The sequence below is a fragment of the Methylomonas koyamae genome (assembly GCF_001644025.1).
GTDB classification, from domain to species: domain Bacteria; phylum Pseudomonadota; class Gammaproteobacteria; order Methylococcales; family Methylomonadaceae; genus Methylomonas; species Methylomonas koyamae_A.
The window spans coordinates 1-23,010 of sequence record NZ_LUUK01000193.1 but is presented as its reverse complement, the minus strand read 5'-3'; the positions used below and the strand labels follow the sequence as shown (position 1 = coordinate 23,010).

Annotated in this window: 36 protein-coding genes and 1 pseudogene; 9 read left to right on the top strand and 28 right to left on the bottom strand. The window is 52.6% G+C overall.

The annotated features are described in order from the left end of the window. From A1355_RS17870 to A1355_RS17750, 27 genes are all read right to left on the bottom strand, one after another. Positions 1-1,039 (bottom strand): alpha/beta fold hydrolase (locus A1355_RS17870; protein ID WP_064030633.1); only part of this gene is annotated, 1,039 nt, incomplete at its 3' end. A gap of 55 nt (positions 1,040-1,094) precedes the next feature. Beyond that, entirely contained in the window at positions 1,095-1,700 is a 606-nt protein-coding gene (locus tag A1355_RS17865) for a DUF6624 domain-containing protein (RefSeq protein WP_064030632.1), read from the bottom strand. Positions 1,701-1,778: 78 nt separating this feature from the next. Continuing rightward, entirely contained in the window at positions 1,779-1,970 is a 192-nt protein-coding gene (locus A1355_RS17860; protein ID WP_064030631.1) for a hypothetical protein, read from the bottom strand. Positions 1,971-2,095: 125 nt separating this feature from the next. Beyond that, complete coding sequence (locus A1355_RS17855) at positions 2,096-2,569, bottom strand: GNAT family N-acetyltransferase (RefSeq protein WP_064030636.1); 474 nt, start codon at positions 2,567-2,569, stop codon at positions 2,096-2,098. A 24-nt stretch (positions 2,570-2,593) separates the two neighbouring features. Then, positions 2,594-3,226: an FMN-binding negative transcriptional regulator gene (locus A1355_RS17850; RefSeq protein ID WP_064030630.1), complete on the bottom strand. Its 633-nt coding sequence runs from the start codon at positions 3,224-3,226 to the stop codon at positions 2,594-2,596. 40 nt (positions 3,227-3,266) lie between these two features. Next, positions 3,267-3,656 carry a tautomerase family protein gene (locus tag A1355_RS17845; RefSeq protein WP_064030629.1) on the bottom strand — a complete coding sequence of 130 codons (390 nt, stop codon included), beginning with the start codon at positions 3,654-3,656 and terminating at the stop codon, positions 3,267-3,269. Between the two features lie 41 nt (positions 3,657-3,697). Then, on the bottom strand, positions 3,698-3,988 hold the full coding sequence (locus A1355_RS24745; protein WP_082885628.1) for a DUF1330 domain-containing protein: 291 nt from the start codon (positions 3,986-3,988) through the stop codon (positions 3,698-3,700). Next, entirely contained in the window at positions 3,985-4,677 is a 693-nt protein-coding gene (locus A1355_RS17840; protein WP_064030628.1) for a glutamine amidotransferase-related protein, read from the bottom strand. Before A1355_RS17840 ends, A1355_RS24745 begins: the two co-directional genes overlap by 4 nt. 12 nt (positions 4,678-4,689) lie before the next feature. Next, on the bottom strand, positions 4,690-5,514 hold the full coding sequence (locus tag A1355_RS17835) for an alpha/beta fold hydrolase (RefSeq protein ID WP_064030627.1): 825 nt from the start codon (positions 5,512-5,514) through the stop codon (positions 4,690-4,692). Beyond that, positions 5,505-6,992 (bottom strand): amidase, encoded by a 1,488-nt coding sequence (locus A1355_RS17830; RefSeq protein ID WP_064030626.1) that lies wholly within the window; start codon positions 6,990-6,992, stop codon positions 5,505-5,507. The genes A1355_RS17835 and A1355_RS17830 overlap by 10 nt, the downstream gene beginning before the upstream one ends. Next, positions 6,989-7,489, bottom strand: a complete 501-nt coding sequence (lspA, locus tag A1355_RS17825) for a signal peptidase II (protein ID WP_064030625.1) — start codon at positions 7,487-7,489, stop codon at positions 6,989-6,991. The genes A1355_RS17830 and lspA overlap by 4 nt, the downstream gene beginning before the upstream one ends. 10 nt (positions 7,490-7,499) lie before the next feature. After that, the gene (locus tag A1355_RS17820; protein ID WP_064030624.1) at positions 7,500-7,901 is read right to left on the bottom strand and encodes a GFA family protein; all 402 of its coding nucleotides are present in this window, start codon (positions 7,899-7,901) and stop codon (positions 7,500-7,502) included. A gap of 49 nt (positions 7,902-7,950) precedes the next feature. Further along, positions 7,951-9,027, bottom strand: coding sequence for an alpha/beta hydrolase (locus tag A1355_RS17815; RefSeq protein WP_064030623.1), 1,077 nt, complete (start codon positions 9,025-9,027; stop codon positions 7,951-7,953). After that, a complete protein-coding gene (locus A1355_RS17810) occupies positions 9,028-9,594 on the bottom strand; it encodes a hypothetical protein (protein ID WP_064030622.1) in 567 nt (188 codons plus the stop codon). 41 nt (positions 9,595-9,635) lie between these two features. Beyond that, entirely contained in the window at positions 9,636-9,971 is a 336-nt protein-coding gene (locus tag A1355_RS17805) for a GNAT family N-acetyltransferase (RefSeq protein WP_231883717.1), read from the bottom strand. Between the two features lie 461 nt (positions 9,972-10,432). Continuing rightward, positions 10,433-10,606, bottom strand: a complete 174-nt coding sequence (locus A1355_RS25335) for a hypothetical protein (protein WP_197471845.1) — start codon at positions 10,604-10,606, stop codon at positions 10,433-10,435. 6 nt (positions 10,607-10,612) lie between these two features. After that, the gene (locus A1355_RS17800; protein ID WP_197471844.1) at positions 10,613-11,260 is read right to left on the bottom strand and encodes a class I SAM-dependent methyltransferase; all 648 of its coding nucleotides are present in this window, start codon (positions 11,258-11,260) and stop codon (positions 10,613-10,615) included. 4 nt (positions 11,261-11,264) lie between these two features. Continuing rightward, positions 11,265-11,666, bottom strand: a complete 402-nt coding sequence (locus A1355_RS17795; protein ID WP_064030620.1) for a DUF4260 domain-containing protein — start codon at positions 11,664-11,666, stop codon at positions 11,265-11,267. A 206-nt stretch (positions 11,667-11,872) separates the two neighbouring features. Further along, positions 11,873-12,676: a shikimate dehydrogenase family protein gene (locus tag A1355_RS17790; protein WP_064030619.1), complete on the bottom strand. Its 804-nt coding sequence runs from the start codon at positions 12,674-12,676 to the stop codon at positions 11,873-11,875. A 36-nt stretch (positions 12,677-12,712) separates the two neighbouring features. Beyond that, positions 12,713-13,273: a histidine phosphatase family protein gene (locus A1355_RS17785; protein WP_064030618.1), complete on the bottom strand. Its 561-nt coding sequence runs from the start codon at positions 13,271-13,273 to the stop codon at positions 12,713-12,715. Positions 13,274-13,331: 58 nt separating this feature from the next. Beyond that, on the bottom strand, positions 13,332-13,673 hold the full coding sequence (locus tag A1355_RS17780) for a cupin domain-containing protein (RefSeq protein ID WP_064030617.1): 342 nt from the start codon (positions 13,671-13,673) through the stop codon (positions 13,332-13,334). A 66-nt stretch (positions 13,674-13,739) separates the two neighbouring features. Continuing rightward, positions 13,740-14,045: an NIPSNAP family protein gene (locus A1355_RS17775; RefSeq protein WP_064030616.1), complete on the bottom strand. Its 306-nt coding sequence runs from the start codon at positions 14,043-14,045 to the stop codon at positions 13,740-13,742. Between the two features lie 16 nt (positions 14,046-14,061). After that, entirely contained in the window at positions 14,062-14,493 is a 432-nt protein-coding gene (locus A1355_RS17770) for a PaaI family thioesterase (RefSeq protein ID WP_064030615.1), read from the bottom strand. 124 nt (positions 14,494-14,617) lie between these two features. After that, on the bottom strand, positions 14,618-14,962 hold the full coding sequence (locus tag A1355_RS17765) for a hypothetical protein (protein WP_064030614.1): 345 nt from the start codon (positions 14,960-14,962) through the stop codon (positions 14,618-14,620). A gap of 99 nt (positions 14,963-15,061) precedes the next feature. Further along, complete coding sequence (locus A1355_RS17760) at positions 15,062-15,571, bottom strand: GNAT family N-acetyltransferase (protein ID WP_064030613.1); 510 nt, start codon at positions 15,569-15,571, stop codon at positions 15,062-15,064. After that, a complete protein-coding gene (locus A1355_RS24740) occupies positions 15,568-16,677 on the bottom strand; it encodes an NAD(P)H-dependent oxidoreductase (protein ID WP_082885627.1) in 1,110 nt (369 codons plus the stop codon). The genes A1355_RS17760 and A1355_RS24740 overlap by 4 nt, the downstream gene beginning before the upstream one ends. Before the next feature lie 7 nt (positions 16,678-16,684). Further along, entirely contained in the window at positions 16,685-17,116 is a 432-nt protein-coding gene (locus A1355_RS17750) for a GNAT family N-acetyltransferase (RefSeq protein WP_064030612.1), read from the bottom strand. 235 nt (positions 17,117-17,351) lie between these two features. On the opposite strand from A1355_RS17750, the gene A1355_RS17745 reads away from it, so the two are divergent. From A1355_RS17745 to A1355_RS26250, 7 genes are all read left to right on the top strand, one after another. Next, the gene (locus A1355_RS17745) at positions 17,352-18,062 is read left to right on the top strand and encodes an autoinducer binding domain-containing protein (RefSeq protein WP_064030611.1); all 711 of its coding nucleotides are present in this window, start codon (positions 17,352-17,354) and stop codon (positions 18,060-18,062) included. Positions 18,063-18,141: 79 nt separating this feature from the next. Further along, a complete protein-coding gene (locus tag A1355_RS17740; protein WP_064030610.1) occupies positions 18,142-18,534 on the top strand; it encodes a VOC family protein in 393 nt (130 codons plus the stop codon). A gap of 3 nt (positions 18,535-18,537) precedes the next feature. After that, positions 18,538-18,879, top strand: a complete 342-nt coding sequence (locus tag A1355_RS17735; protein ID WP_064030609.1) for a TfoX/Sxy family protein — start codon at positions 18,538-18,540, stop codon at positions 18,877-18,879. A 23-nt stretch (positions 18,880-18,902) separates the two neighbouring features. Continuing rightward, on the top strand, positions 18,903-19,292 hold the full coding sequence (locus A1355_RS25790) for a DNA-3-methyladenine glycosylase I (protein WP_197471843.1): 390 nt from the start codon (positions 18,903-18,905) through the stop codon (positions 19,290-19,292). 54 nt (positions 19,293-19,346) lie between these two features. Beyond that, positions 19,347-19,535 carry a hypothetical protein gene (locus A1355_RS25785; protein ID WP_197471842.1) on the top strand — a complete coding sequence of 63 codons (189 nt, stop codon included), beginning with the start codon at positions 19,347-19,349 and terminating at the stop codon, positions 19,533-19,535. Between the two features lie 344 nt (positions 19,536-19,879). Continuing rightward, entirely contained in the window at positions 19,880-20,332 is a 453-nt protein-coding gene (locus A1355_RS17725) for a GNAT family N-acetyltransferase (protein ID WP_064030608.1), read from the top strand. 641 nt (positions 20,333-20,973) lie between these two features. Then, complete coding sequence (locus A1355_RS26250; protein WP_064030607.1) at positions 20,974-21,609, top strand: transposase; 636 nt, start codon at positions 20,974-20,976, stop codon at positions 21,607-21,609. On the opposite strand, the gene A1355_RS17715 is transcribed toward A1355_RS26250, so the two are convergent. Beyond that, positions 21,588-22,214: a hypothetical protein gene (locus A1355_RS17715; protein ID WP_064030606.1), complete on the bottom strand. Its 627-nt coding sequence runs from the start codon at positions 22,212-22,214 to the stop codon at positions 21,588-21,590. The genes A1355_RS26250 and A1355_RS17715 overlap by 22 nt on opposite strands. Between A1355_RS17715 and A1355_RS17710 the strand changes: the two genes are divergently transcribed. Further along, positions 22,213-22,683, top strand: coding sequence for a tyrosine-type recombinase/integrase (locus A1355_RS17710; RefSeq protein ID WP_197471841.1), 471 nt, complete (start codon positions 22,213-22,215; stop codon positions 22,681-22,683). The two genes, A1355_RS17715 and A1355_RS17710, sit on opposite strands and share 2 nt — an antisense overlap. A gap of 12 nt (positions 22,684-22,695) precedes the next feature. Beyond that, positions 22,696-22,941: pseudogene (locus tag A1355_RS26245) on the top strand (IS630 family transposase); the annotation flags it as partial. Between the last annotated feature and the right edge of the window lie 69 nt (positions 22,942-23,010).

Here is a 23,010-nt window from a genome sequence, read left to right as displayed (position 1 = left end):
TGAATCCCGGCCGACCCTCTTTCACGAAGTCGCGCACCGCTATGGCGAATTCATCGGCTTGGTCCTGCATGATGAAATGGCCGCTGTTGCCGACCACTATATGCCGTGAATGGCTGGATAGAGGGGCCAGATCATCCTGGTCGGCCTGTTGAATTTCGGCGAGTACCTTTTCCGCTTCGACATCTTTGCCCGCGCTCGCCGCTTCGCGCGCGACTATATCCGGGTCCACCAGATTGCCGGCGGTTAGCACCAGTAACGGGAGATTGCCTAAACTGTCTGGCGGCGGAGTCGCTGAATCGAGTCCTTGGCGCATCACGGCGATTTCATTGACCACCGCATGAGCGGTATCGGTGCGACTTTGTATCGCGGTTTTCGCTGCCAGGATTGCCGCCGGTAGCAGAGAAGGCCTGCGGTCGGCATCGGCGATACCCAGCAGCCTGACCACACCGAGCCGCGATAACGGTTCGGCAATTGCGATCTGCATGGCTTGTTTCCGATAATCCCAGATGGCGTAGGGATAATCGTGCATAGGGCCTAGTTCATGCGTCGAATCGACCAGGACAATTCCTTGCGTCTGTTCGGGAAACCGGTGATAGAAAGCGCGCACATAAATTCCGCCTCGCGAATGGCCGAGCAGCACAAACGGCGGGGCAATGCCGGCGTTGTGCAATAAGGCGTGCAGGTTTTCAGCCACCTCGTCCGGCTGGATGGCGGCGTCCATGGGATCACTCCAGCCCAGTCCGGGGCGATCATAGGCGCAAACGCGCATCGTCTGGGCAAGCTTGGCGTGAACCGGATACCAGCTCAACACGTTTTCGCCGAGGCCCGCTTCGAGAATCAACGTCGGCGAACCGGAACCCATGCAATACAGATGAAGATTCACGCCATTCGCTGAAATCATACGCCCCGGCGGCGGGAATGCGGCAAGGTATGCTGCAGTTCTTTCGGCTTGATAAACGGCTCCCGCCAGCGCGGCAAGACTGACGATGACCACCCCGAACAGCAGGTAACGCAAACGCGGCAATAATACGAATGTCATGTCAGCCAGCAGAAGGTTGGACGGTGCACCCCATATCCGAACCGGTTGTCGGGCTTCAACTTGCAACCCTCCAACCCACGGAATAAAGCCATGTTAGATATTGCTCGTCCAGATCGGGCGATGTCGGGATATTCTCCCGCATGCTTTGCGCTGTTAATTCGGCGGTTCTTTCCTCGATGGTGTTCAAGCCGACCGCAAGCCGTCGATCATTGACGGCTTGCGGATTCTCGATTGGATAAGGTTCGAGTTGCCCGTTCTTATTCGTCTGGAATTGAGTACCGTAAATTTGCGGCTTTCCCTCGTACGTGCGAATGCGGTCTTCCAAAAATGCAACTTGCCAAGGTATCACGTCGTTGTCGGCGGCGGCTTGCTTCAGCAACGACAGGCAATGCCGCATGAATGAGGGATTGCCAATGGCATGTTGCGCGATCAACCATGTGGCGCAAGCCCCCTCCTCGCCGACAAGACGGTTTCCAGGCCAACCGTATTGTTCGAGGATCTCCGCGAGACGAGCGGCATTGCCGATATGTACGGCTTCCATGCGCGGATGGTAGAGAGCTCGGCCCAGCGAGCCATCGGCAACCAACGCCTCGCGTACCGAGAGATCGTTTTTTGCCATCGCTACCAGTTCCAGGCTTAAGGTTTCGTTTGAGGGGTGCATCGGAACTCTGTTTTCGCAATTAGTAAGAGGCGCTACAGCCTTATCCGGCTGTCAATCAGCGTCCAACATGAAGCTGCTTCAAGCGGACGGACGTTTGATCAAGAGCCGAATCCAAAACCACGTCTCGAAGCCTGCGCCAACGATGAAGGCGATGTTACCGATACCGGAATAATCGGCCAGATAACATGCCACCGCTACCGCTAAGATCATTACGGTGATGATGTGATGTTCATAAAACTCTTCTACTAAATTAAGTGTAAGGAACAACATTAACCAGCATCCCGGCTAATTCTGTGCCGGTCCGCATCAATGAATCGTTGAAGGGACCGCCAGCAACTGACCAGGATAAAAATTTCCCGATTCAAACCAAACCCATCGTATAAACCATTCCCGACTTAGCCGTTTAAAGGTTCAATTGCCGGGATAGGCAAATGGTAGACATAAAACTGTTCGTCACGTGTCCAACCGGTTCTTCGATAAAGTGCCTGCGCCTCGGTGTTGATTGCTGCCGTTGACAAGCTCAGGCGGACTGCGCCTAAGGTTGCCGCATATTCGACTGCCGCAGCCATGAGCCGGCCGGCAATACCTTGTCTACGAAATCCGGCATCGACAAATAGATCGTTGAGAATGTAGGTTCGAGCCAGCGAGACCGACGAAAAGCTGGGGTAAAGCTGAACAAAGCCGGTGGCGCTATTGTCCTGCTCGGCCAGGAACAATACCGATTCGCCGTGTTCCAATCGATCCCGCAAAAACGATTTCGCCGCATGCGGATCACTAGGTTTACCGTAAAACCGGCGGTAACCGTCGAATAACGGAACGAGTGCATCCAGGTCGGACAGGGTGGCTTGGCGAACGGAAAATGACTTCATGACGGCTTCCATCAATGGTTGGCGTTAGGGTTTAGCTGCATCGGCAACCAAGTTTGCCATGGCCGACTGGCCAGATGCGCGCAATGCTTCGATCACGCTGTTTCGGTTTTCCGGCGGCTGGTTTTGGCTGACTTTCCACTTGCCTTGCAACCGAGTCACGCTGATTTCGATACCGACAATCTGCGTGAGCAAGCGTTCGGTAAAATCGGCCGGCGCGTCCGCTACCGACCAGGGCTCGGGGAAACGGGCTTCGAGTTCATCCGTCATAGCCTGCAATTGCCGGCGAATCCAGACAGGATCGTCGATTACCCGCAACGTCCCGTAAACATGCACAGCGGCGTAGTTCCAGGTCGGCACCACTTTGCCGGTTTTCGGTTTGTTGGCATACCAGGATGGCGAGATATAGGCATTTTCGGCTTGAAACACCGCCAGCACTTCGGCTTGCGAATCGAAATCGCTCCACAGCGGATTCGAGCGGGCGATGTGGCCGTGCAAACAGCCGTAAGCCGTATCGCCCTCCTCCAGCCAATGCAGCGGAATGTGGTTGGCGTTCAGGCCGCTGGCGGACAAGGTAACTAAGGTCGCCAGCGGATATTCACGTATCAAGGCCTGCATGACCTCGATTCTGGGTTCGTCGAAATGCTTAGGGATATACATGAGTGCTTGCTGGATGCTTACTGTTTAAGTGTCGATGCCGTTACACATTGATTTTGTAATTCAATGTCACTTCGTCGCCATGCATGCCGCGGAATCCCCAATTGCAGGCGGGACTTTCATAAATGCAGATTTCAATATCCTGGTGAGTAATGCCGATCTTTTCTTGGATGCGGTCGAACAGTAAACGAATGAGTTTTTTCTTGGTCGCCGTTTCCCGGCCGCTAATCATGCTGATCTCGATGATCGTATAGGCGTCTGTCCTGCCGCTGGGCGCGAACAGGTCGTCTTTTTCCAGCGGGAAGAATCTGTGCGCCCTCTTGTCTTGCGGAAACTGTAGCGCCTCCACCACGCATTCATGAATCACATCGGACAATTGCCGCTTGATGGGGTTGAGATGGTCTTTAATCCCGTAGATTTTGATTTGTGCCATTTGATGATCTAATCGTTATTATGTTGGGCTTTACTGTTGCGTTACAAACATCCATCCACTAAAACGAGTTTACTTGTGGTCGTTTGATGGCGTAATGAAAAAAGCGTTTGTGCTTCGGGGTCTTGAAGAAAGCCGTTAGCTTGTTCTCGTGATGGAAACTCGATGACAACGACTCTTTCAGGCCTCCAATCACCCTCTATAACGGTAGGTGGTTCGCCCCGGACCACGTACCTTCCGGAATGTTTTTCTATCAATGCCGGTATTTTCGAGATGTATTCTCGGAATCGATCAAAATCATGAATTGTTAGATCCAAAATGAGATAGGCATTCATGGATTTACCACGGCCCTTAAAAAAGCCGAAACCAAAAGATGCGGTCGTTCCGGCGTGGATCGGGCTTGCGGTACGAACAGCGTACCGATGAAAAATGGATGTCCAGGCCACTCGATCACCCGAATCTCGCCTTCGTCATCGGCGCCGGTAATTCGCATGGGGCCTTGTTTCAGGGTATCGACATAGTCCGGGTTGATGCCGAAGTTGCAGTAATACTGTTCGGTTGCCGTTAAGGCACCGTAGATTTCGGCAACGCGCGAATCCGCTTCCAAAGTCAGCGGCAGCGCCCTCCCGGCCAGCGAGCATGCGAGTTGCGAAATGAAAAGCGTCGAGGCGTACGGATCGTACTCGGCATGTTGTGCGTCTTTAAAGCCCAACACGTTGCGGGCATATTCGATAATCATATGCTGAAAACCGCCGCAAGTTCCAAAGCATGGGATATTGTTTTCTCTGGCATGACGGATTGCCGCCAATGTCTTGTCCATGTCTTTGTACGGGCTACCGGGGGCGATCCAGATACCGGAGTAGCGTTTGAACAGCGTATGGTCGAGGTCTGCGGTCGAAATCCAGTCGGCATTGACGTCCAGCTCCAACAACGCCGCCCTGGCATGTTCGATAGCGGCGTTGGTCGACAGATGGGGCGGAAATGTCGGCGTGTATTCGCCGAGCAATGCGATTGATTGGGTCATGGGTTTTCTCGGCTAGTTTAAGGCCTTGATCGACTGACAGATCGCCAGCGCAGTTCGATACAGGCAGGAATAATGGGAAAGCCCATCCAGTATCGTGATTTTCGAATAGCCAGGCAGCGCCGATTCCAGATAATCCGCCATCGCAACCGGCGACCAGTTGTCTTCCGCGCCGTGCCAGATATAAGTATCTGTGCTTATATCGGCCAGCGTTGCGTTCCACGGCTGGACGTAGGCGATGATGTCGCGAGCATAGCCTAGCGAATCGCGCTTGAAACAGGTTTTGAGCGTTCTAGTTATGGCGTTCCGAAACCCTTGATCGGCCGCCAACGTTCGGTCTTCGGCGACTGCACTGGAAAATAACATCCGCGACAACAAGCGGGGAAAAATACTCGCCAGCCCTCCTTGCAGGCGAGCCAGTAACAGAAAAGCTGACGGATGATTTTGAGCCAGCCGGAAAACGGCTTTTCCCGCCGTCGCGTCGATAAAAATGCCGGCATCCAGCGGCGCCGCGGCGGAAACCAAATACAGGCTACGGACTTTGCCGTTCATCGCCCGGCACACTTGCAAGGCAATGAAAGCGCCGATCGAAAAGCCGATAAAATCGACGGATTTATCGCCAGCCTTTTTGGCAATCTCATCGGCTAGGCATTGGTAATAAGCGTCGCCTTGCAACCCAGGGGCTATGCTTGAGCGGTCATAACAAATGATGGTCAGATGATGTTGTTTGCCATGAAGGTCAAAAATTTCGAATTCGTCAGGCGATCCTGGCGTGCCATGGAAATAGATCACCGGCTGGCCGTCGGCGGCGCCGAATTGGCTGAACGCTATTACTGGCATAACGGCGGCATCTTGTGTTTCCAAGGCTCTGCTTGTTCGAGCTGGGCGGCCAGTTGGAACAGTAGCCGGTCGTTACCTGTTGCGGCCATGAACTGCACGCCATGCGGCAAGCCGTCGTCGCTCCAATACAGCGGCACCGACATGGCCGGTTGGCCGGTGATGTTGGCAAGCGGGGTGAACGGTGTTTGCTGTGCGGCTTTGGTGATGATCGCGTTCAGCATGCTGTTGGAGAATAGCTTGTCGGTCAAACCGCTCGCCAGCAATCCGCGCATCAGCCATTGTTCCAAAACATTGGGATCGAGCGCATCGGATGCCAACGGTGGCGTAGCGACCGTCGGCGTCAGAACCACGTCGTAGCGGCTATGAAAATCCGCCAACCGCCCGGCGATCCGCTGCCAGACAGCCAGCGCCTGCTGCAGCTGTTCGTCGCGCACGCCTTTGCCGATGCCCGCCATCAGCCGGGTATTCAACTCGATGGCCAGCTCAGGCTCGGTCAACGCCAGCCACTGCGCCATGTTGGCGACATCCCGCGCGGTATAGTAAAAAATCACGGTCAGAAAGGCCCGCATCAATTCGCGGCCGTCGAAATTCCAGACCGCTTCCTCCACTACGTGGCCGAGCGCTTCGCAGTGTTTGGCGGCCTTGGCCGCGGCAGAGAGACAGTCACGGTGTATCGGCGTCTCGACCGGTGCCAAGTTGATCAGAGCAATTTTCAGACGTTTCGGTGGCTGCGTGGTGGCGTAAAGATAAGACGTGAGAGCCGGGTTGGCCGCAGCCTGACCGGTATTGCCGGCCACTAAATCCAGATAGGCGGCGCTGTCGCGGACGCTGATCGTGCAAACGTGACTGACCACCGCCCCACCCCAAGCCTTCGATAAATCCTCGAAGCGGTTCAAGCCTCGAGAGGGTTTGAAACCGAAGATGCCGCAATAGGACGCCGGCAATCTGATTGAGCCGCCGCCGTCGCTGGCATAGGCCATCGGCACAATGCGTGCGGCCACGGCTGCGGCACTACCACCGCTGGAGCCGCCGGAATTAAGGCGTAAATCCCAGGGGTTGAGGGTGCTCCCGAACACGGCATTCTTGGCCAGCGCCGATGCGCCGAGCTCGGAGGTATTGGTCTTGCCGAAGGTAATCAAACCGGAGGCATTGAGCCGAGCGGCCATCTCGCTATCGGTGGTGGGACGGTAATTCTTCATCGCCACGCAGCCGTTCGACATAGTGACGCCCGCGAAACGCAGCATCAGGTCCTTGACCAGAAACGGCACGCCGGTAAACGGTCCACGCTTGCCTAGGTTTTTCACCAGCGATTCCGCCAGTTCTTCCATCGGCGTGACGACGGCATAAAGTAACGGATTGAACTCCGCCAAACGCGTCTGAGCGGCCTTCAGCAATTCCCCTGCCGAAACTTCGCCGGATTGCACCAGCTGCGCCAAGCCCAAGGCATCGTATTGCGGATATTCGCTGAATGGATTCATCTCTCGGAGAGCCGTTTGTTAGTTCGCGGCATGCCGGTAAACAACATCAACGCGCCAGCGACCACGACCATATCGGCGACATTGAACACACCGGTGCGGATTGGCCCGATGCCGATGTTGATAAAATCCACCACATAGCCACCGTACATCAATCTATCGATCAGATTGCCCAAGCCTCCCGCCAACAGCAGCGCATAGGCCAGGATCGAGGACGGTGAGACCGATTTTGAAAACAGGATGTAACCCAGCAAAGCGATTAACATGCCGGCTACACCAAGCGAGAATAAACTTTCTCGAAGATTTTCAGGAAACGACGATCCCAGCCCCAAAAATGCGCCGTGGTTATGCGCCAATTGCAAGCGCACCGTGTCGCCCCAAAACGACCAGACTTCGGTTTCGGACAATAACGACTGGGCAACTGATTTACTGGCCTGATCGCAGCCGACGCAAGAAATCAACACAATAACGGTCAAGACCATGCGTTTGGCTAGGTTCATTCGCTACTTCTCAGGTACGTTGTTTCAGTTCAAGATCGGGATTGACGTAATCCCAAGGCTGGTGACTGACACCCCAAAACACCGTCTGCGGCTGAAATACAGTCGGGTTATCCAAGGTTGCGGCATGAAAAAACAGCATCCCCGGATAACCTGATGACTTCTTTAAAACCGGATTGCCGCAAGTCGGACAAAACCCGCTAGTGACGGTATTGCCACTATCGGCAGTCAATTCGTAAAATTTCAGCTCTCCCGAAATATCAGTGTCCTTTTCCGACGCCACGAACTCGGCCGAATGGCCTGTTCCGGTGATTCTTTGACATTGCCGGCATTGACATAAAAAGGACAAACGTGGCTCGGTTTGTAATTCATAGCGAATTGCTCCGCACGTACAGCTGCCTTTAAATTGACTCATAGCATTGCTCCTAAAATTAGTAAACCATAGATATTAAAAAGATGATCCATCAGAATGAGTAGCTCTTTATTAATAGCGTTGTTGAGCGCATCCGCTTTAAACCCTCATTTTTAACCATTTCAATAATCGTCTTCGCAACTTCGTGGGCATGACGGTGATTGGTCATCAGGGATATATGATCGGCTTCTTCAATGGTTCGTAACGAGCTGTTCTTTGATAAATCCAGCCAATTGCGTTGTTGTTTCTGATGCCAATTAATGAATTTTGCTGCGGTTTCTGCATCGAGCCCAGTAAATTGACCCGCTACGATTATCGCTACCGGCAGATCGTTTAGAGGCTTTAATGAACGAATTTGCTTCAGCGTGTCCGGTAAAAAGCGGTATTCCCAAACGACAGTTTTGAGGTAATCGGTCTGGGAAAGGAAGGCATTGGCGGTCGCTTCCGTATCGGCGGGAAGTCCGGCGGCAAGATTGAAAAGCCCCAAACCGAGAACCGCGCGCATTGCCCCGACAGAAGCCAGATAGGGAAATACCTGGACGGTAGGCGGCGTCCAGTCTTCGACCTTCGGCAAATCGACTTCGGCATAGGTTTCCAGCACCGACGGGTTGGTCGCATCTACCAACACCAATCCTGCCACATCCTGAGAATAATTTGCGGCGAACATGCGCACATACGCTCCGCCGATAGAGTGGCCAACCAGAATGTAGGGCCCGGGAAGATTCGCAGCGCTCAATAAGCTGTGGAGTTGCCGGCTGGTATTAATGGCATCCATGGGGAGCTCGCTTGGCGCGCTCCAACTGTATCCGGCTCTATCATAAGAACAAACCTTCGCGCTTTTTGCCACCTCCGGCTGTATCCAGGCCCAGGCCAGTGAGGAAGCGCCTGCGCCGCCTTCGAGAATCACCGTCAATGGTCCTGAACCCGTGCAATCAATATGAAATGGATGCCCATCCACCTCGACCATCTGGCCAGGAGCAGGGTATTTTTCCAAGTCGGCCTTTACCGCGAAGTGTTGGTAAATGGACCCGGTTAGTAGCAATGCGGTTAACAATACCAGCCCAGTCTTTATGGTACGTGACGTCCAGCGTCCAATGGTGCGCAATAGCGTAAGAATATTTGTTGCCATTTAGAGTGCTCCAGCCAGCGATTCCTTGAGTGGGATATTGGTATTCAGTCTGTACCAGTCATTGAACCGCTGACGATAGGATTCGAAGGGCTCATGCAGTTCTATACGCGGATCGTTACTCAGAGCATAGGCCATGCCTTCGATCAGCCACTGCTCACCTGTTAGCAGTACCAGGCTACCAAAGTGGTCGGCCTGCCAATGATGGATGAGCTCATGCGCCACGTAGTGTTGCTGCCAACCGCGCGGCGCGATGACGATAGCGAAACTGCCCAAGGTGAATCCAGCCTTGTTCGATAAGCCGAATGCAGACCGGCATTGCTCCGTGCGACAGAAGATGATCTTCGGCTCGCCGATAGACAAGCCCCATTGCGTAGCAAGATAAGTTTTCGAGTTGGAAAGTAGCGACTCCGCCGCCGCAAGCTGAGAAACATCGTCTATGCATAGGTTTTGTTCGTTGCAACGGACGCCGAATGCTTCCGGAATCAGAACCCGAACCGGTCTGAAAAAAGCAAACGCAGAAATCGGCACCAGCAGCAGAATCGCCACCGCCCAGCTAGTGAATTTCATCAACCTTCCTCCATGGCAGCTAACGCAAAGTACATGCGTGCTTAGTTATTGGTAGCTAAATTCTGTCTCATTTTCCGACCGCCAACCGGCATAAGACCGTTATGCTGATAAAAACTTAATGTCCTCTCGAATTCCGGGAGCGGCGGCGTGCATAGCTCAATGCACGACCAACCGCGCTGTTGCCCATAAATTCTAACCCGCTCAATCAACAGGGTGCCGACACCCGAACGCCGAAACTCGGGAATAACGTAAAACTCTTGAATGACGCCTATTTTGCCGCCGGCATATAACGCATAGGTTTCGGCGATGGTCGAAACAGCCACTGGGATATTATCCGACCAGCCAATAATAGCCGCGTAGTGGCCGGCCGATAACAAGGCTTCACAGCGCTGAACAGTACCTGCCAAATCGATATCGAAATGCTGCGCATGAGTACGCTCGCAGATTTCCTGAGTCAGCCGCTGCGAAACCTTGGAAACGAAGCGTTAGCGAGTGAAGGTTGAGTAGTCCCTGGAAGCCGTAGCGCCGGGCGGTTTTTCGAGTAGAAAAACTGCAAGGCCTCGCGAAACGGCGTCGAGTCATGCGAGAGCCAAGGCTTTGATCCCCTTGTTGGGTCAAAGCCGAGGTGACGCGGACGGCCAGGGCCGCCGCAGGCAAACACGTGGCGGTGTAGGCGCGATTGCTAGCCAGGGATGGCTAGCAATCTTTCCCGCCGGAAGCCGACACTCGCCGCTGGACAACCATTGAGCCAATTATTTCTGCCTGGTCTGGCGTTGCTTGTCTAAACTTCAATTTCATTCGCGTGCTCGCATGCGACAGTTGCTTTAATCCATGTTCGTTATTTAGGTTTGATGACCAGCATTTGATTACCGCCGCGCTGAAATTCGTAAGCAGCCTTATTAATCTGCACATCAAAATCTCGGCTGGCAAATTCTTCGCTGACGTGGGAAAGATGAGGCGAAACTGAGCCAACTAGCACAAAGCGAAAATGCCACAACCGCACGAATTTCATGGCAAGCTATTTTGCGTGTCTGAAAGCCAAGCGAGTCCAGACAACACCGCTTGTGCGGTTGAGAAGCTGATAGGACTCGGTCTGCACATTTAGAATCGGCCGCAAACCGTGTTGTCCTGCCAAATTAACCGTTTCTTGGCCTGACACCTGGAACATTCTCCGCCCCTTGGGCACGGAGCCGTGCCGAAGCGACAACATCAGGAGACCTTTAGGAGCCACCAGTGCGGCCACTTTAGCCATTGCAAGACGCCGCTCCCGCTCGTTCAAATGCATCCATACTGCGTTCAAAATAACGGTATCGAACATCTGGCGGCGCGCCAAAACGCGATCGAGCGAAGGCAAAGCATCATCCAGCCATTCAATTGCAGAGCCCGCGGATCGCGCCATTCCGGCGATGCGGAATTCCTCGGTCGGCTCGACAGCTAGCACCCTATGTCCCCGCGCCGCAAACCAAGCAGCATCGATACCGATGCCCGCGCCGATGTCCAAAACAAATCCTGGTGTTGTCAGCAACAGGTGTAATTCGGCGCGGTGAAGCTCCTCGAATACGATGGTTTCGTATTGGAGAATCAATGTTGCCGCGCACTCGCTGTAACCTTCGGTTCCCGGCGTTCTAAGGGTGTTGTGTATGGAAGTTGTGTCCAGACTTCTCACCCGATTATTGTTTTTCCGAACGTTTGGCACCAAATCGCCCGATGCGGCCAAGATGGGTAAAACCGAAGCCCTCCGGATACTTGAGTCCGTAGCCCAGCGCCCGATCAAAGCCAATGTGGGCACACCAGATTAAACCGGCACATTGCAGTGCCGGGGACGGAAGCGTAAAGCCGATCACCAGACTGGCAATGGCACCGATGTAGGAGTGCGCAGTGTTATAGCTAATGGCACCAACTTTGGCGCCGGCGAAATAACCGAGTAAAGAAATATCGGGTACCAGGAAGTAGATTGCGAAAGTGCTCCAGTCCAAGCTGAATTTTGAGTAGGCGACGCAGGCCACAACCAATACGCAAAATCCCTCCAGTCGCAATAAAACACGAACGGCCCCCGTTGTTTCACCAAGCATTTTGACTCCAATAATTTCTGCATAGAAACGGATTATTTTGGGTTAATTACAACCCAGGTTAATGTCTTGCGACAACTGTCAGTAGTGACAGGGTTATGGTGTGAAACTCGTAACCTATAGCGTACAGCTCTCTTATGATCCACCATCACTGCAACCGCAATCTAGTACTTATTCTATATCGACAAGCGCTCTTGGCCTATTGCATCTCACTCGGCTTCCATGAACGCCAACATCAGATGCATTTGTGCGGCCAACATCGGAACACCGGTATGGATGACTTTCCCTTGGCCGGACGCTTCCTGGAGTAACGGTGTCATTTCCGGTGCGATCACGCATTCGGCTACCAGGTCGCAATGCCGTATCAAAGGCTTGGATATCGGTAGCTCATCATTCGGTTTCATGCCGAGAGAAGTGGCGTTGATGGCAATATCGTAGCGAGCATTCGAATGCAACTCTGTCGATATGTCCACTTGCGGATAGGCGTGGCTGACTCTCGCCGACAGCGCGCCGGCTATTTCCGGTGTTCGATTTTGTATGCAAAGTGACGAGCAGCGATGTTTGGCAAGGGCAAAAGCAATCGCCGATGCGGCGCCTCCGGCTCCGACCAGAAGGATGTGCGCGTCTTTCACGCTGTAGCCGGCGCCGGCCAATCCGGCAACAAAACCTTCGCCGTCCAGCATGGTGCCAATCAAGCGGCCGTCACCGTTCCGGCGAATGACATTCACAGCACCGATCAGGCGTGCCTCTGGCGTCAGTTCATCAACCAAGTGGGCCGCAACGACTTTGTGTGGCATGGAAACGACGGCGCCCCCGAAGTTTTTCAAGGCGCGCAGGCCCGCAATGAATGTGGGAAAACCATGCGCCGATACTGGCATGGGAAGCATGACAAAGTCACCCCAGCGCCCTCTTTCTTCCAGCAGTCTGTTCGCCATAGCCGGCGTTCTGGCCTGGCTGACCGGATCGGCGATGACGCCGAGTATTTTGGTGTTGCCGGTAATCGATGCAAGCATATTGTTGAATGTGGTCCAAATTATTCCCTTTGTGGGTCATGTTGCACGATAGCGATATATCCCATATTCCCAATAGCCGCCGCCCGGCTTCGCGGGACCAACCCAATTTCGGGCTAACAACGCCTGGGCTATGAAATAATTAACGAAACCATGCCCCACCAACAAGACGCTTTGATGCTCATGCGCCATGTCTATTAATAACGATGCCGCGACTTGCGCCCGCAGTTTTGCCATGGAGAGCGACTCGCCGTTTCGCGAGAATCCCATCGTCGACAGACAGCGTAACAATAAGCCCCAGGCACCAACCAACATCGTCAACCCACCCTGTTTGAAATGAGGGACAGCAATTTCCCGAAACACCGGGTCACTCAGCAAAATATCGGCAAATCTCAATGCCTTGGCCGATTCCAGAGAACGGATAAAGTCGCTACAAACGGCGACATGGCATGCCGAAGCGCGTTGCTTGGCATGTTCCGGCGGTTCGTCAGCTATGCCGGATAAATCATAACAGCTGATAATCTCGCCAACGTCTCGCGCTTTGACTTTGCCTTTCAACTCGAACGTTGGCTTACCGTGCCTGAATAATGTAATTTCCATCACTTAACTTGCAATATGACCTGGAACTAAGGCGCTGGCATTACCTTTTAGCATCATGTTAGACCTCTACACGGTCACCTAGTGTAGCCGGATGAGAGATCACCAGAAACTGAACATCAGCACTCGATTCATTGATGAATTGGTGTGGCATTCCCGGGGCGACTTCAATGCCTTGCCCTTCCGATAATTGGATGCGTTTGCCGTTTATTTCCATAATGGCGCAACCTTCCAAAATATAGAAAAACTGCCGAGCGCGGGCATGAACGTGACGTACTTCGCTTGCGCCGGCCGGTACGCGTTCGGAGATCACCGACATGTCGGCTCGTTTTACGAGATGCCAGCCGTCGCAGCCGTCACCCCATGTGTAATACTCAGCGGATGAGTGATCGATAGCTTTCATAAAAGTCTAACGTAAAATTAGGAGGCATATTTCTTTAATGCCTTGTTTGAATTAGCGTAGTTTTTTTCAATTGAAAACAGGCCTAAAAAAGCTGCGTTCATAACTAACAATGCAGCGAGTGTCCTCGGCGTATTTGAATGCGGCCAAGCATTCTGGGTCTTGATTCGACTGGGTTCTGTACTCCTCGTACAAAGCCAGACTTGGAAAGGTAAACAATGCCAAAGCAATATTGTTTGCGCCCTCCGACGGTAAGAAGTAACCGTGGTGTTTGCCGCCAAATTTTTCGACGAGTGGAATCCAGAGTTTTCCGTAACGCTCACATTCCTTGAGCTTGAATGGGTCGATGACATACCGCAGATAGCAAGTAACCATTATTTTTTCCAAAGGTTTAACGTAAATCGGGCGTGTCGCGGACGATAAACCACTCGACTACTGCCGATAGGACTACAACTCCGGCTCCATCGACAACCTCGACCGGAATTGGCGCCGACACCCGCCCGCGAGACGCGAACTCGGTCGACCAGCGGACAGTTTTGTCAGAGGCTACTTCGCACCGGGCGGATACTTGACCCGATGCAGGCTTACGAAACTTGGCTTCGAGTTTTCTCACGACCGGGACAACTCCGGTTTCATTAGCAAAGTGTTGCGAAAGGAATGCACCGGAGCCCGCCTCGGCAACCGCTAATAAGGCACTGCCATGAACGGTGCCGAGATGATTGGTGTATTGCAGTTTATCGGGCAAGCAAACTAAAAAGCCGCTATCCGGATGGGCGAGCTCCAGTCCGATAAGCCGATTGAAGGGTAATTGCGAGACGTCCATGGTTGATTCTCTTCGATCGATGTTCAAATTAACTGGGCTGCCAATGTTGGCAAGCTCTGTTCAACTACAATGCTAGATAAAGGGGCCGCGTACAAAAACAGGTTTGGCCTCAAAAAACAGCATGTCATGAGTCGCTTTGTACCAGTAATTTGATTTTCGTACCTATTTCAAGGAGACCCTCCGCATCTGGTTCTATGCACACCGATAGATGACCCGAACCAACAGGACATACAAACTGGAAAAAGTTTCCATAGCGCACAAGCAGGTATTCCAAACCGCCACAGTCGATGTTGCCTCGTTGCGAGGCCAATTTAAGCAAAGTAGGATTGACCAACAGCTCTTCATATCTATCGCTCTCCGAACTGCTGGCGCCCAACATATTCGATTTTGCTTTCGATTCTAGCTGACCATTTCTATAGATGGCGACGTAGCGAATACTCTCTGACAGCTTGAATATTTTTTCAATCATAATTTCTCAACAAAGAACAAATAGCGTCGTTAGTTTCCGACAGTTAGCATGATAGCGGCGTACTTCGCATGTCTAACACGTGTTTGGGGAAATACCAGTTCATAGCCACGGTTGCGGTAGAGCATAGTCTAGGTCTGCGGTCGCCAATTGCATCGGGATAAACGCCACGCCATTTGCTTCGATGCCAGACCCTTGCGGCTGAAACCCGAGTCGGACATAAAACGGCACCGAGGGTAACGAGGCATTAACAGTGAAGATTTCCGACGGACTTGCGGCCTGCGATAACTCGATGGCTCGCAAAGCCAACACCGTGCCGATGCCTTGGTATTGACAGGTAGGCGCCACAAACAGATGAAACAGATGCCGGGCGTCGCGGACGGCAACGACGCCGGCCAGCTTACCGTTTAGCAAACCGACGAGATAAAGGAAATTAGCGTCGGCGATGTAGCAATCAATCGCTTGCGGGCTGATGCTCGAATAAAACATCTCGGCACCGTCGCCTGTTGGGGAAATCGTACAACGGTTGGCAACACTGCCAATCAGTTGGCTAACGCACTCGGCATCGGTCGCTACGGCGGAACGAATGATCAACGGCGAGTTCGTGGTCATTGCTCGGTAGCGGCAACGTCCGGCAAGTTGTGATAAACCTGCTCGACGGTTTGGTATTCGGTTAAGGCTTTAATGACTGCCGGCAAGGGTTCCGCATGGATGCCGGGCAAATCTTGCTCCAACGAATTCACAATCGAAAACGCCAATTTCTCCAGCGGCGGGCAAAAATCCGCGTCCACGCCAGGCTTGTTGCCGCGCGCATCGATCCGGTACCAGCCGTATTGTTGCAAGTAAACCGCGTTCAAACCGTGCAGGCAATAAGGGGGCTGCTCCCCGTCTATCGTCAAGCGCTGGTAACACAGCCCGGCCGGAATGCCATTAGCGCGCAACAGCGCCGCCAGCAAATGGCTTTTGGCATAACAGTAGCCGGTACCATGGATTAACACTTCGGAGGCTATACAGGTCACCGGGTTCATCCGGTAGTCCCAACTATGCTTGATCTGGTCGCGGACGAATTCGAAATAGCGTTTGACGATTGCTTCCTCATCGGCGCAGCCGGCCGCCAGTTTGGCGGCTTGCGCGACGATGGCCGGATGTTGGCTGTCGATATAGACACTGCTGCCCAAGAAAGGCTTCATGTCCGGTAACCACTTTACCGTGCGTTGGATTTTGGTTAACACGCCGGTCAGTAATGAAACGATTTCCGGCATTGCCAATAGCTCCGCTTCGCCAATGTTGGTGCTCGGCAGCGGCAAGGTGATCGAGGCGACTTCGATCAGTGTGGCCGACATCGTGACCAAGGTTTCCCGGAGCGCGTCATCGGCATGATGGGCGCGCGGCGTCGCGTTTAATACCGCCACCGGTTTATCCACAAAGCCCTCGAATGCCACCAACCAATCCAGCGCATTTTTGATGGTGCCGGTAGCGCCGTGGGCATATTCCGGGCTGGCGATCAGCAAGGCATCCGCCGCGGCTACGTCGTTGCGCAATTGCTTCGCGACGGCCGGAAGCGCGCTTTCCAAATCCGGATTGTATAAGGGCAACTCGCCAAGCCCGGAAAACAGACCGACTTCAATCGAGGCCGGTGCCAACTGTTTTACGGCCCGCAACACCGCGGAATTGATGGACACCGCCCGCAAACTGCCAGATAAGGCCAGAATTCTCATGGTAAATCTAGATATTGAGGGTCAGGGAAAAGTGATGGCTGCTCAGTTGAAAGCCCTTATTAAGATACAAGCGATGGGCGGTAAAGCGTTGATGGCCGGAGTCCAGATGCACGCCGCGGCAATCGTGGGCTTTAGCATGGGCTATCAGCCAATCGAGCAAGGCGCCGGCGAAACCTTGCGAAGTCTCGCCGCTAAGCGTGGCTAAATCGTCGATATACAGTATTTTGCCCCAGGCCAAAAACTCGGCCAAACGAAAACCCGCCACGCTTTTAACAGCGCCCTGCTGTCTAACAGCCAGAATTTGGTAGGACTGCAGTTGCTGGCGGCGAACCTGGGCTAGAAACTGCTCTTGCTTGAGGTGCGGGCGCAACTCGCTGAACACCGGAAAACAGGCTTGAATTTCCGCGTCGGTAGCGGCGGTGAAAATATCGAAAGTCATGATTACGGGTTAATACTCAAAAAAGAGTGGCTGTTGGCTAAGAACATAATACCGGGTGCAGTTTAAACACCTACCCGCATTGCCGGATTAGACGCTATTCACAACGGTCTAACAACTGTCAATATTGACAGCTTTTACCGCCATTCCGGTTTGCCGGTAAATAGCCCGGACATGGGGTTTCCGTGTACTCAGCCTTTAGGATAAGCTGTCGAACGGAATTAACGACGGTAAGCCCATGAAAGCTTGGCAAGAAATTCAACTTCAAGCATTGCAAACCAGCGACAGCGAGCATCAGCTTTTTCAAGCCATTGCGGCGTTCGGCGCGGAATTGGGTTTTGATTACTGCGCCTACGGACTCCGGACGACGCTGCCGCTGAGCAAGCCAAAGATCGTGAAAGTGAGTAATTATCCGTCGGCTTGGCAGGCACAATATCAGGCTAAAAATTATTGTGCGATCGATCCCACCGTCAAACATGCCCTCCGCTCGTCAAAGCCCATTCTATGGACCGACGGTTTGTTCGCCTCAACGGCGGCGTTTTGGGAGGAAGCACGTTCGTTCGGCTTGCATTATGGTTGGGCGCAATCCATGCGGGATGTCCCCGGCGCCACCGGCATGCTAACATTGGCGCGTTCCGATGATCCGCTGACCGAAACGGAGCTGGCGGACAAGGCTTTTAAAATGGCTTGGTTGACTCAATCTGCACATATTGCCTTGTCACGCCGCTTGTTGCCCAAATTGCTACCGGAAGCGGACGCGAAACTATCGAACCGCGAAATTGCGGTACTACGCTGGACGGCCGATGGCAAAACCGCCGGCGAAATCGCCGACATTATGAAAATTACCGAGCGGACGGTCAATTTCCATATCAGCAATGCCGCGGCAAAATTAAACGCCACCAATAAAACCGCGGCAGCCGTTAAAGCGGCGCTGCTCGGTTTTTTGTAAATGCTTGTCGAGAACCGCCGATTGATACGACGCCCACAACCGTTCACGCAATAATCGCATATACAAGGAACTCAGTCGCATGAAATTCGGTTATACCATTATCTATGTCACGGATGTCTTAGCCTCTCTGACATTCTTCGACAAGGCATTCGGCCTGAAAACCCGATTTATCCACGAATCCGGTGGGTACGGCGAACTCGATACCGGGCAAACCACGCTGGCATTTGCCTCTCACACACTAGGCAGCAGCAATCTGCCGAATGGTTACGTTGCCGCCGACGCGTCGATATTACCGTTAGGCACTGAAATCGCACTGCTGACCGACGATGTTGCGGCTGCGTATCAGCATGCAATTCAGGCGGGAGCGACTTCGCTCAAACAGCCGATTCAAAAACCCTGGGGCCAGACCGTGGCCTATGTGCGTTGTCCCGACGGCACACTGGTCGAATTGTGCTCACCGATTGGGGGCTGAGCTATGGCGTCTAGCGACAGCACCGTCGCCTTTATCCTCGAGCAAGTTTCAGCCGCGGGAAAGGTTCGCGCCAAGAAGATGTTTGGCGAATACGGCGTGTTCTGTGACGAAATAATGGTGGCCCTGATTTGCGATGATCAGTTGTATGTCAAACCTACCGATCAAGGTCAGTTATTTGTAGGCGACTGCCCCATGCAATCGCCTTATCGCGGAGCCAAACCCTGTTTTCTCGTTGCCGAAGGGCAATGGCAAGATGCTATGTGGCTGACGCAATTGCTGCAATTAACCGCATCCAGTCTGCCGCCGCCCAAAAAACGGCAACCCAAACTAAAACCCAAGGCTTAAAACTCAACCAATGGACTGTAGCTGTGACATCTTTCGACAGCATTCTGGCACGCGCCCAACAACGTAAAGGCGGCGCAGACGCGCTCACTGCGCTACTGCCATCACCACCGAATCCACAATACCTGCAGCAGCTCGGCGATGACCGGATATTGGCCGAAATGAGCAAACGGGTTTTTTGTGCCGGGTTTTCCTGGAAGGTAATTGAAGCCAAATGGCCGGAATTCGAAACCGCCTTTTTAGGCTTTAACCCGGACAGTTTGGCCTTCCAGCCCAACGAGTTTTGGGATGCTCTGTTTGCCAATCCGCGTATCGTGCGCAATGCCGCGAAAATCCTGTCGGTACGGGACAACGCCAGCTTTGTCCGGGAAATCGCTAAGGAACATGGCAGCTTCGGTCAGTTTTTAAGCGCTTGACCATCAGCCCGGCAAATCGAGCTGCTGACTGTCTTAAGCGAACGAGGTAGCCGTTTGGGCGGCAATACCGGCCAGATGTTTTTGCGTTATATCAGCTGGGATGGCGTTGTGTTGTCCAACGATGTAATCCTTTGTTTGCGCGATGCCGGCCTGGACATTGGCCCTGAGGTTAAATCCAAAAAAGACCAAGCCAAAGTCCAAGCCCAATTCAATGCCTGGCGGCAGGAAACCGGCGAAGCCTGAACCGCATGGCAATCAACACACCATTGTAACGTTGCTGCAGTGACGGTATTAAAGGTTCTGTCGCAAATTTACACTGGGCCGAAAACGCGTTAATGCCTGGACAAAGTTATCCCGCCAATGCCATAAACTGACGATAATCCGGAATAACTATTGCGACAACGGCCTCTTTCGAATCCTATGCGCGGTTTCAATGCCGGCTAAGGTGGCTTCTGCTGAATTGAATGCGTTGAAGCCCAACATCGACTCAAGTCCGGCCTATTACCCTGGTTCAGCGGTCTATTTGCGACAGAACTCATTTTTTTAATGAAAAAAAACAAGTCTATTTATCGTTAAGTTTACCTGAAATGCAAATAAGACCGCTACATGAAAATGAACAAGCTCCCTATGAGTTGTTATTGCTTTCTGATGACACGATAGAGGCAATAAATATAAACATAAATAAAGGCGAGGTGTTTATTGCCGAAATAGCAGACAAAATCATAGCTGCATTTATATTAAAATCGGAAGAAAAATATATTGTAGAAATTAAAAATATCGCCGTAGTAAGGGAGCTGCAAGGACAAGGGATTGGAACGATGTTGCTCAAATATATAATAAGAATTGTTCGGGCGAGAGGCTTTAAGAAATTACTGGTTGGCACCTGCGATCAGTGCTTTAAAGAAATAGACTTTTATAAAAAATCAGGATTCGAAATCTTCAGTATCAGAAAAAATTTCTTTTTAGACAATTACAAAGATCCCATATATGAAAATGGAATTCAAATTAAAAATATGGTTATGCTCTTAATGGAATTTTGAAAGAAAAGGAACCTCTGATTAATACCCTGCGAGCGGTATAATTCAGCAGTAGCCCTGTTTTCGAGATAACGCGCTTGGAACAAAATCAACCGCTGCGAAACCTTGAAAACGAAGCGCCGGCGAGTGAAGGATGAGTAGTCCCTGGAAGCCGTAGCGCCGGGCGGTTTTTCGACTAGAAAAACTGCAAGGCCTCGTGAAACGGCGTCGAGTCATGCGAGAGCCAAGGCTTTGACCCCTTGTTGGGTCAAAGCCGGGGTGACGCGGACGGCCAGGGCCGCCGAAGGCAATCACCGTGACGGTGGAGCCCTGATTTTCGTCCCATGGATGGGCGAAAATCTTTACGGGCGGAAGCCGTCACTCGCCGGAGTTCAGTTTTGCCGATGTGGAATACGCCAACAAAGGCAAAGTCACGCGGCGTGAAAAGTTTCTTGACCAACTACTCGAAAGCCTAATGCCTTGGCAAGTGATGCTCGCGGTGATCGAGCCTTATTACGCCAGGCTAAGGCCGAAGCCACAAAGCGTTTCCTTTGAATGCGATGTTATATGTCCACGTGGTGCAGATTGTCTACAACTGCTCCTAACCGGGCATGGGAGACGCACTGTATGAGGTTGAGTCGCTACGGCGTTTTTGTGGAATCCGCGTGGAAGCGTTGCCGGAAGAAAGCGCGATTTTGCAGTTCTGGCATTTGCCGAAACAGAACAGCTTGAACAAACAAATCTTCCGGGCCATCAACAAAACTCAGGGTGAACGCGGGCTGTTTTTAATAGTCGGCACCATCGTCGATGGCAGCCTGATTGCCGGGCCGACCTCGACCAAGAATAAAACCGAGTCTCGTTACCCGGAATTGCATTCTAGTAAGAGAAGCAATCAATGGTTTTTCGGCAGTAAATTTCATTTTGGTGTCGATCACGAAACCGGCTGGGTACATACGCTCAAAGTCCCCTCAGGGAACATGAGCGACGTGGTCGAAGCTGCGTCCTTGCTGCGTGGCGAAGAGCAATTCGTGCACGGTAACCGCGGGCCTGTGCGCCTTGAAAAACTTCGGGGTGCCGTCGTCTCCATGCCGCACAAAGTCGTTGCCGCCAAATTGGTTGACGAACTGTCGCTAGAGGCACGCCTGAACGGTAATTTGTGCTCTGTCTATAGGTCAAAACTATTCAGTGGCGAAGCTATAACGAACTCGAATTCGCAGGGGATAATTCGGACTGAAGATCGCCGTAGACGTAAATGTTTTAGAGACGGCGACGCGGACCTTTATGCGCACATAACGGGATAATCGGTATAGCCGACAGCACCGGCAGAATAATAAGTTTCACGGTTTGGTTCGGTTATTGGGGCATTACGGGCAAAGCGTGCAACCAAATCCGGGTTGGAAATAAACCATGAGCCGTAGGCGACGACGTCGGCTTCCTGATTTTCTATAGCCTCATTGCCGGTTTGCTGGGTATAGCCGCAATTGGCAATCAACACCCCCTGATAGCGTTGGCGTATTAACGGCATTAAATGCCCCACGGTCGCCATAAAATGCGGGGTATCGGGTTTTGGCTCCAGCACATGCAAATAGGCCAGATTAAACTCATTGAGTTTTTCCGCTGCTCTGCCAAAGGTGATTTCCGGATGGGTATCGCGTATGCCCCAAACCTTGTTGGTGGGCGAAATGCGAATACCGACTTTGGTGCTGCCAATGGCATTGCAGAGGTCGGCGACAATTTCCAGCATGAAGCGCAAACGGTTATCGACCGAGCCGCCATATTCGTCGGCGAGCTGATTGACACCATCGCGGGTAAACTGATCGATCAGAAAACCATTGGCTGCGTGAATTTCAATGCCGTCAAACCGTCCAGAAGGCGATACCCTAAAAAACAAGCGCGACCGGGCCATGCTAGCGACCCTGCTCTATCATGCCCTACGCCGCGATGAGTTGTGCAAGCTTAAGGTCAAAGACTTCGAGCACGAGCGGCCCGGTGTACCGCATCTGAAAGTTTCCGGCAAAGGCGGCAAAACCCGTTATGTTCCGCTCCACCCGGCGACAAGCCGACTGATATTGAGCAAGCTGGCCACGGCAGCGACGACAATGGCGCCCTATTCCGGCCGGTCGGCCACAACACACAAGATAATAACGGCAAATCGATCACCGCCGATGGCGTATATAAGATCGTGCGAGCCTATTCAGCGCAACATCGGGGCGCATTCACTGCGGGCGACAGCGGCCACGAATGCGCTCGACCATCAGGCCGACATCGCCAAGGTGCAAGAATGGCTAGGCCACGCCAATATCTCAACGACGCGGATTTACGATCACCGGAAAACGCGGCCGGAGGATAGTCCGACGTTTAAGGTGAGTTATTAATCCCATGCCTAACCTGTCAAAGCCTGGCTGGAAGATCATAAGCATCCGATCGAAATATTCTATCTGCCCAGCTATGTCCCGGGTGAAACCCGGAGGAACGCTAGAATGCCAATTTGAAACAAACCATTGGAATAAGTACCCGTCGGAACAAAAGCCAAATTACGTGCAGCCGCCAACGAACACATGACTCACTTAGCACTGTCGCCAGATCGGATAAAACGCTTCTTCCAAGACCAGTCTGTGAAATGTGCTGCTTAAAATTTCATGGGACTGATCAATAGCCGGGCTTGACCGGCTAATGTTCTAACCTAGGAGCCTGTCGGACTT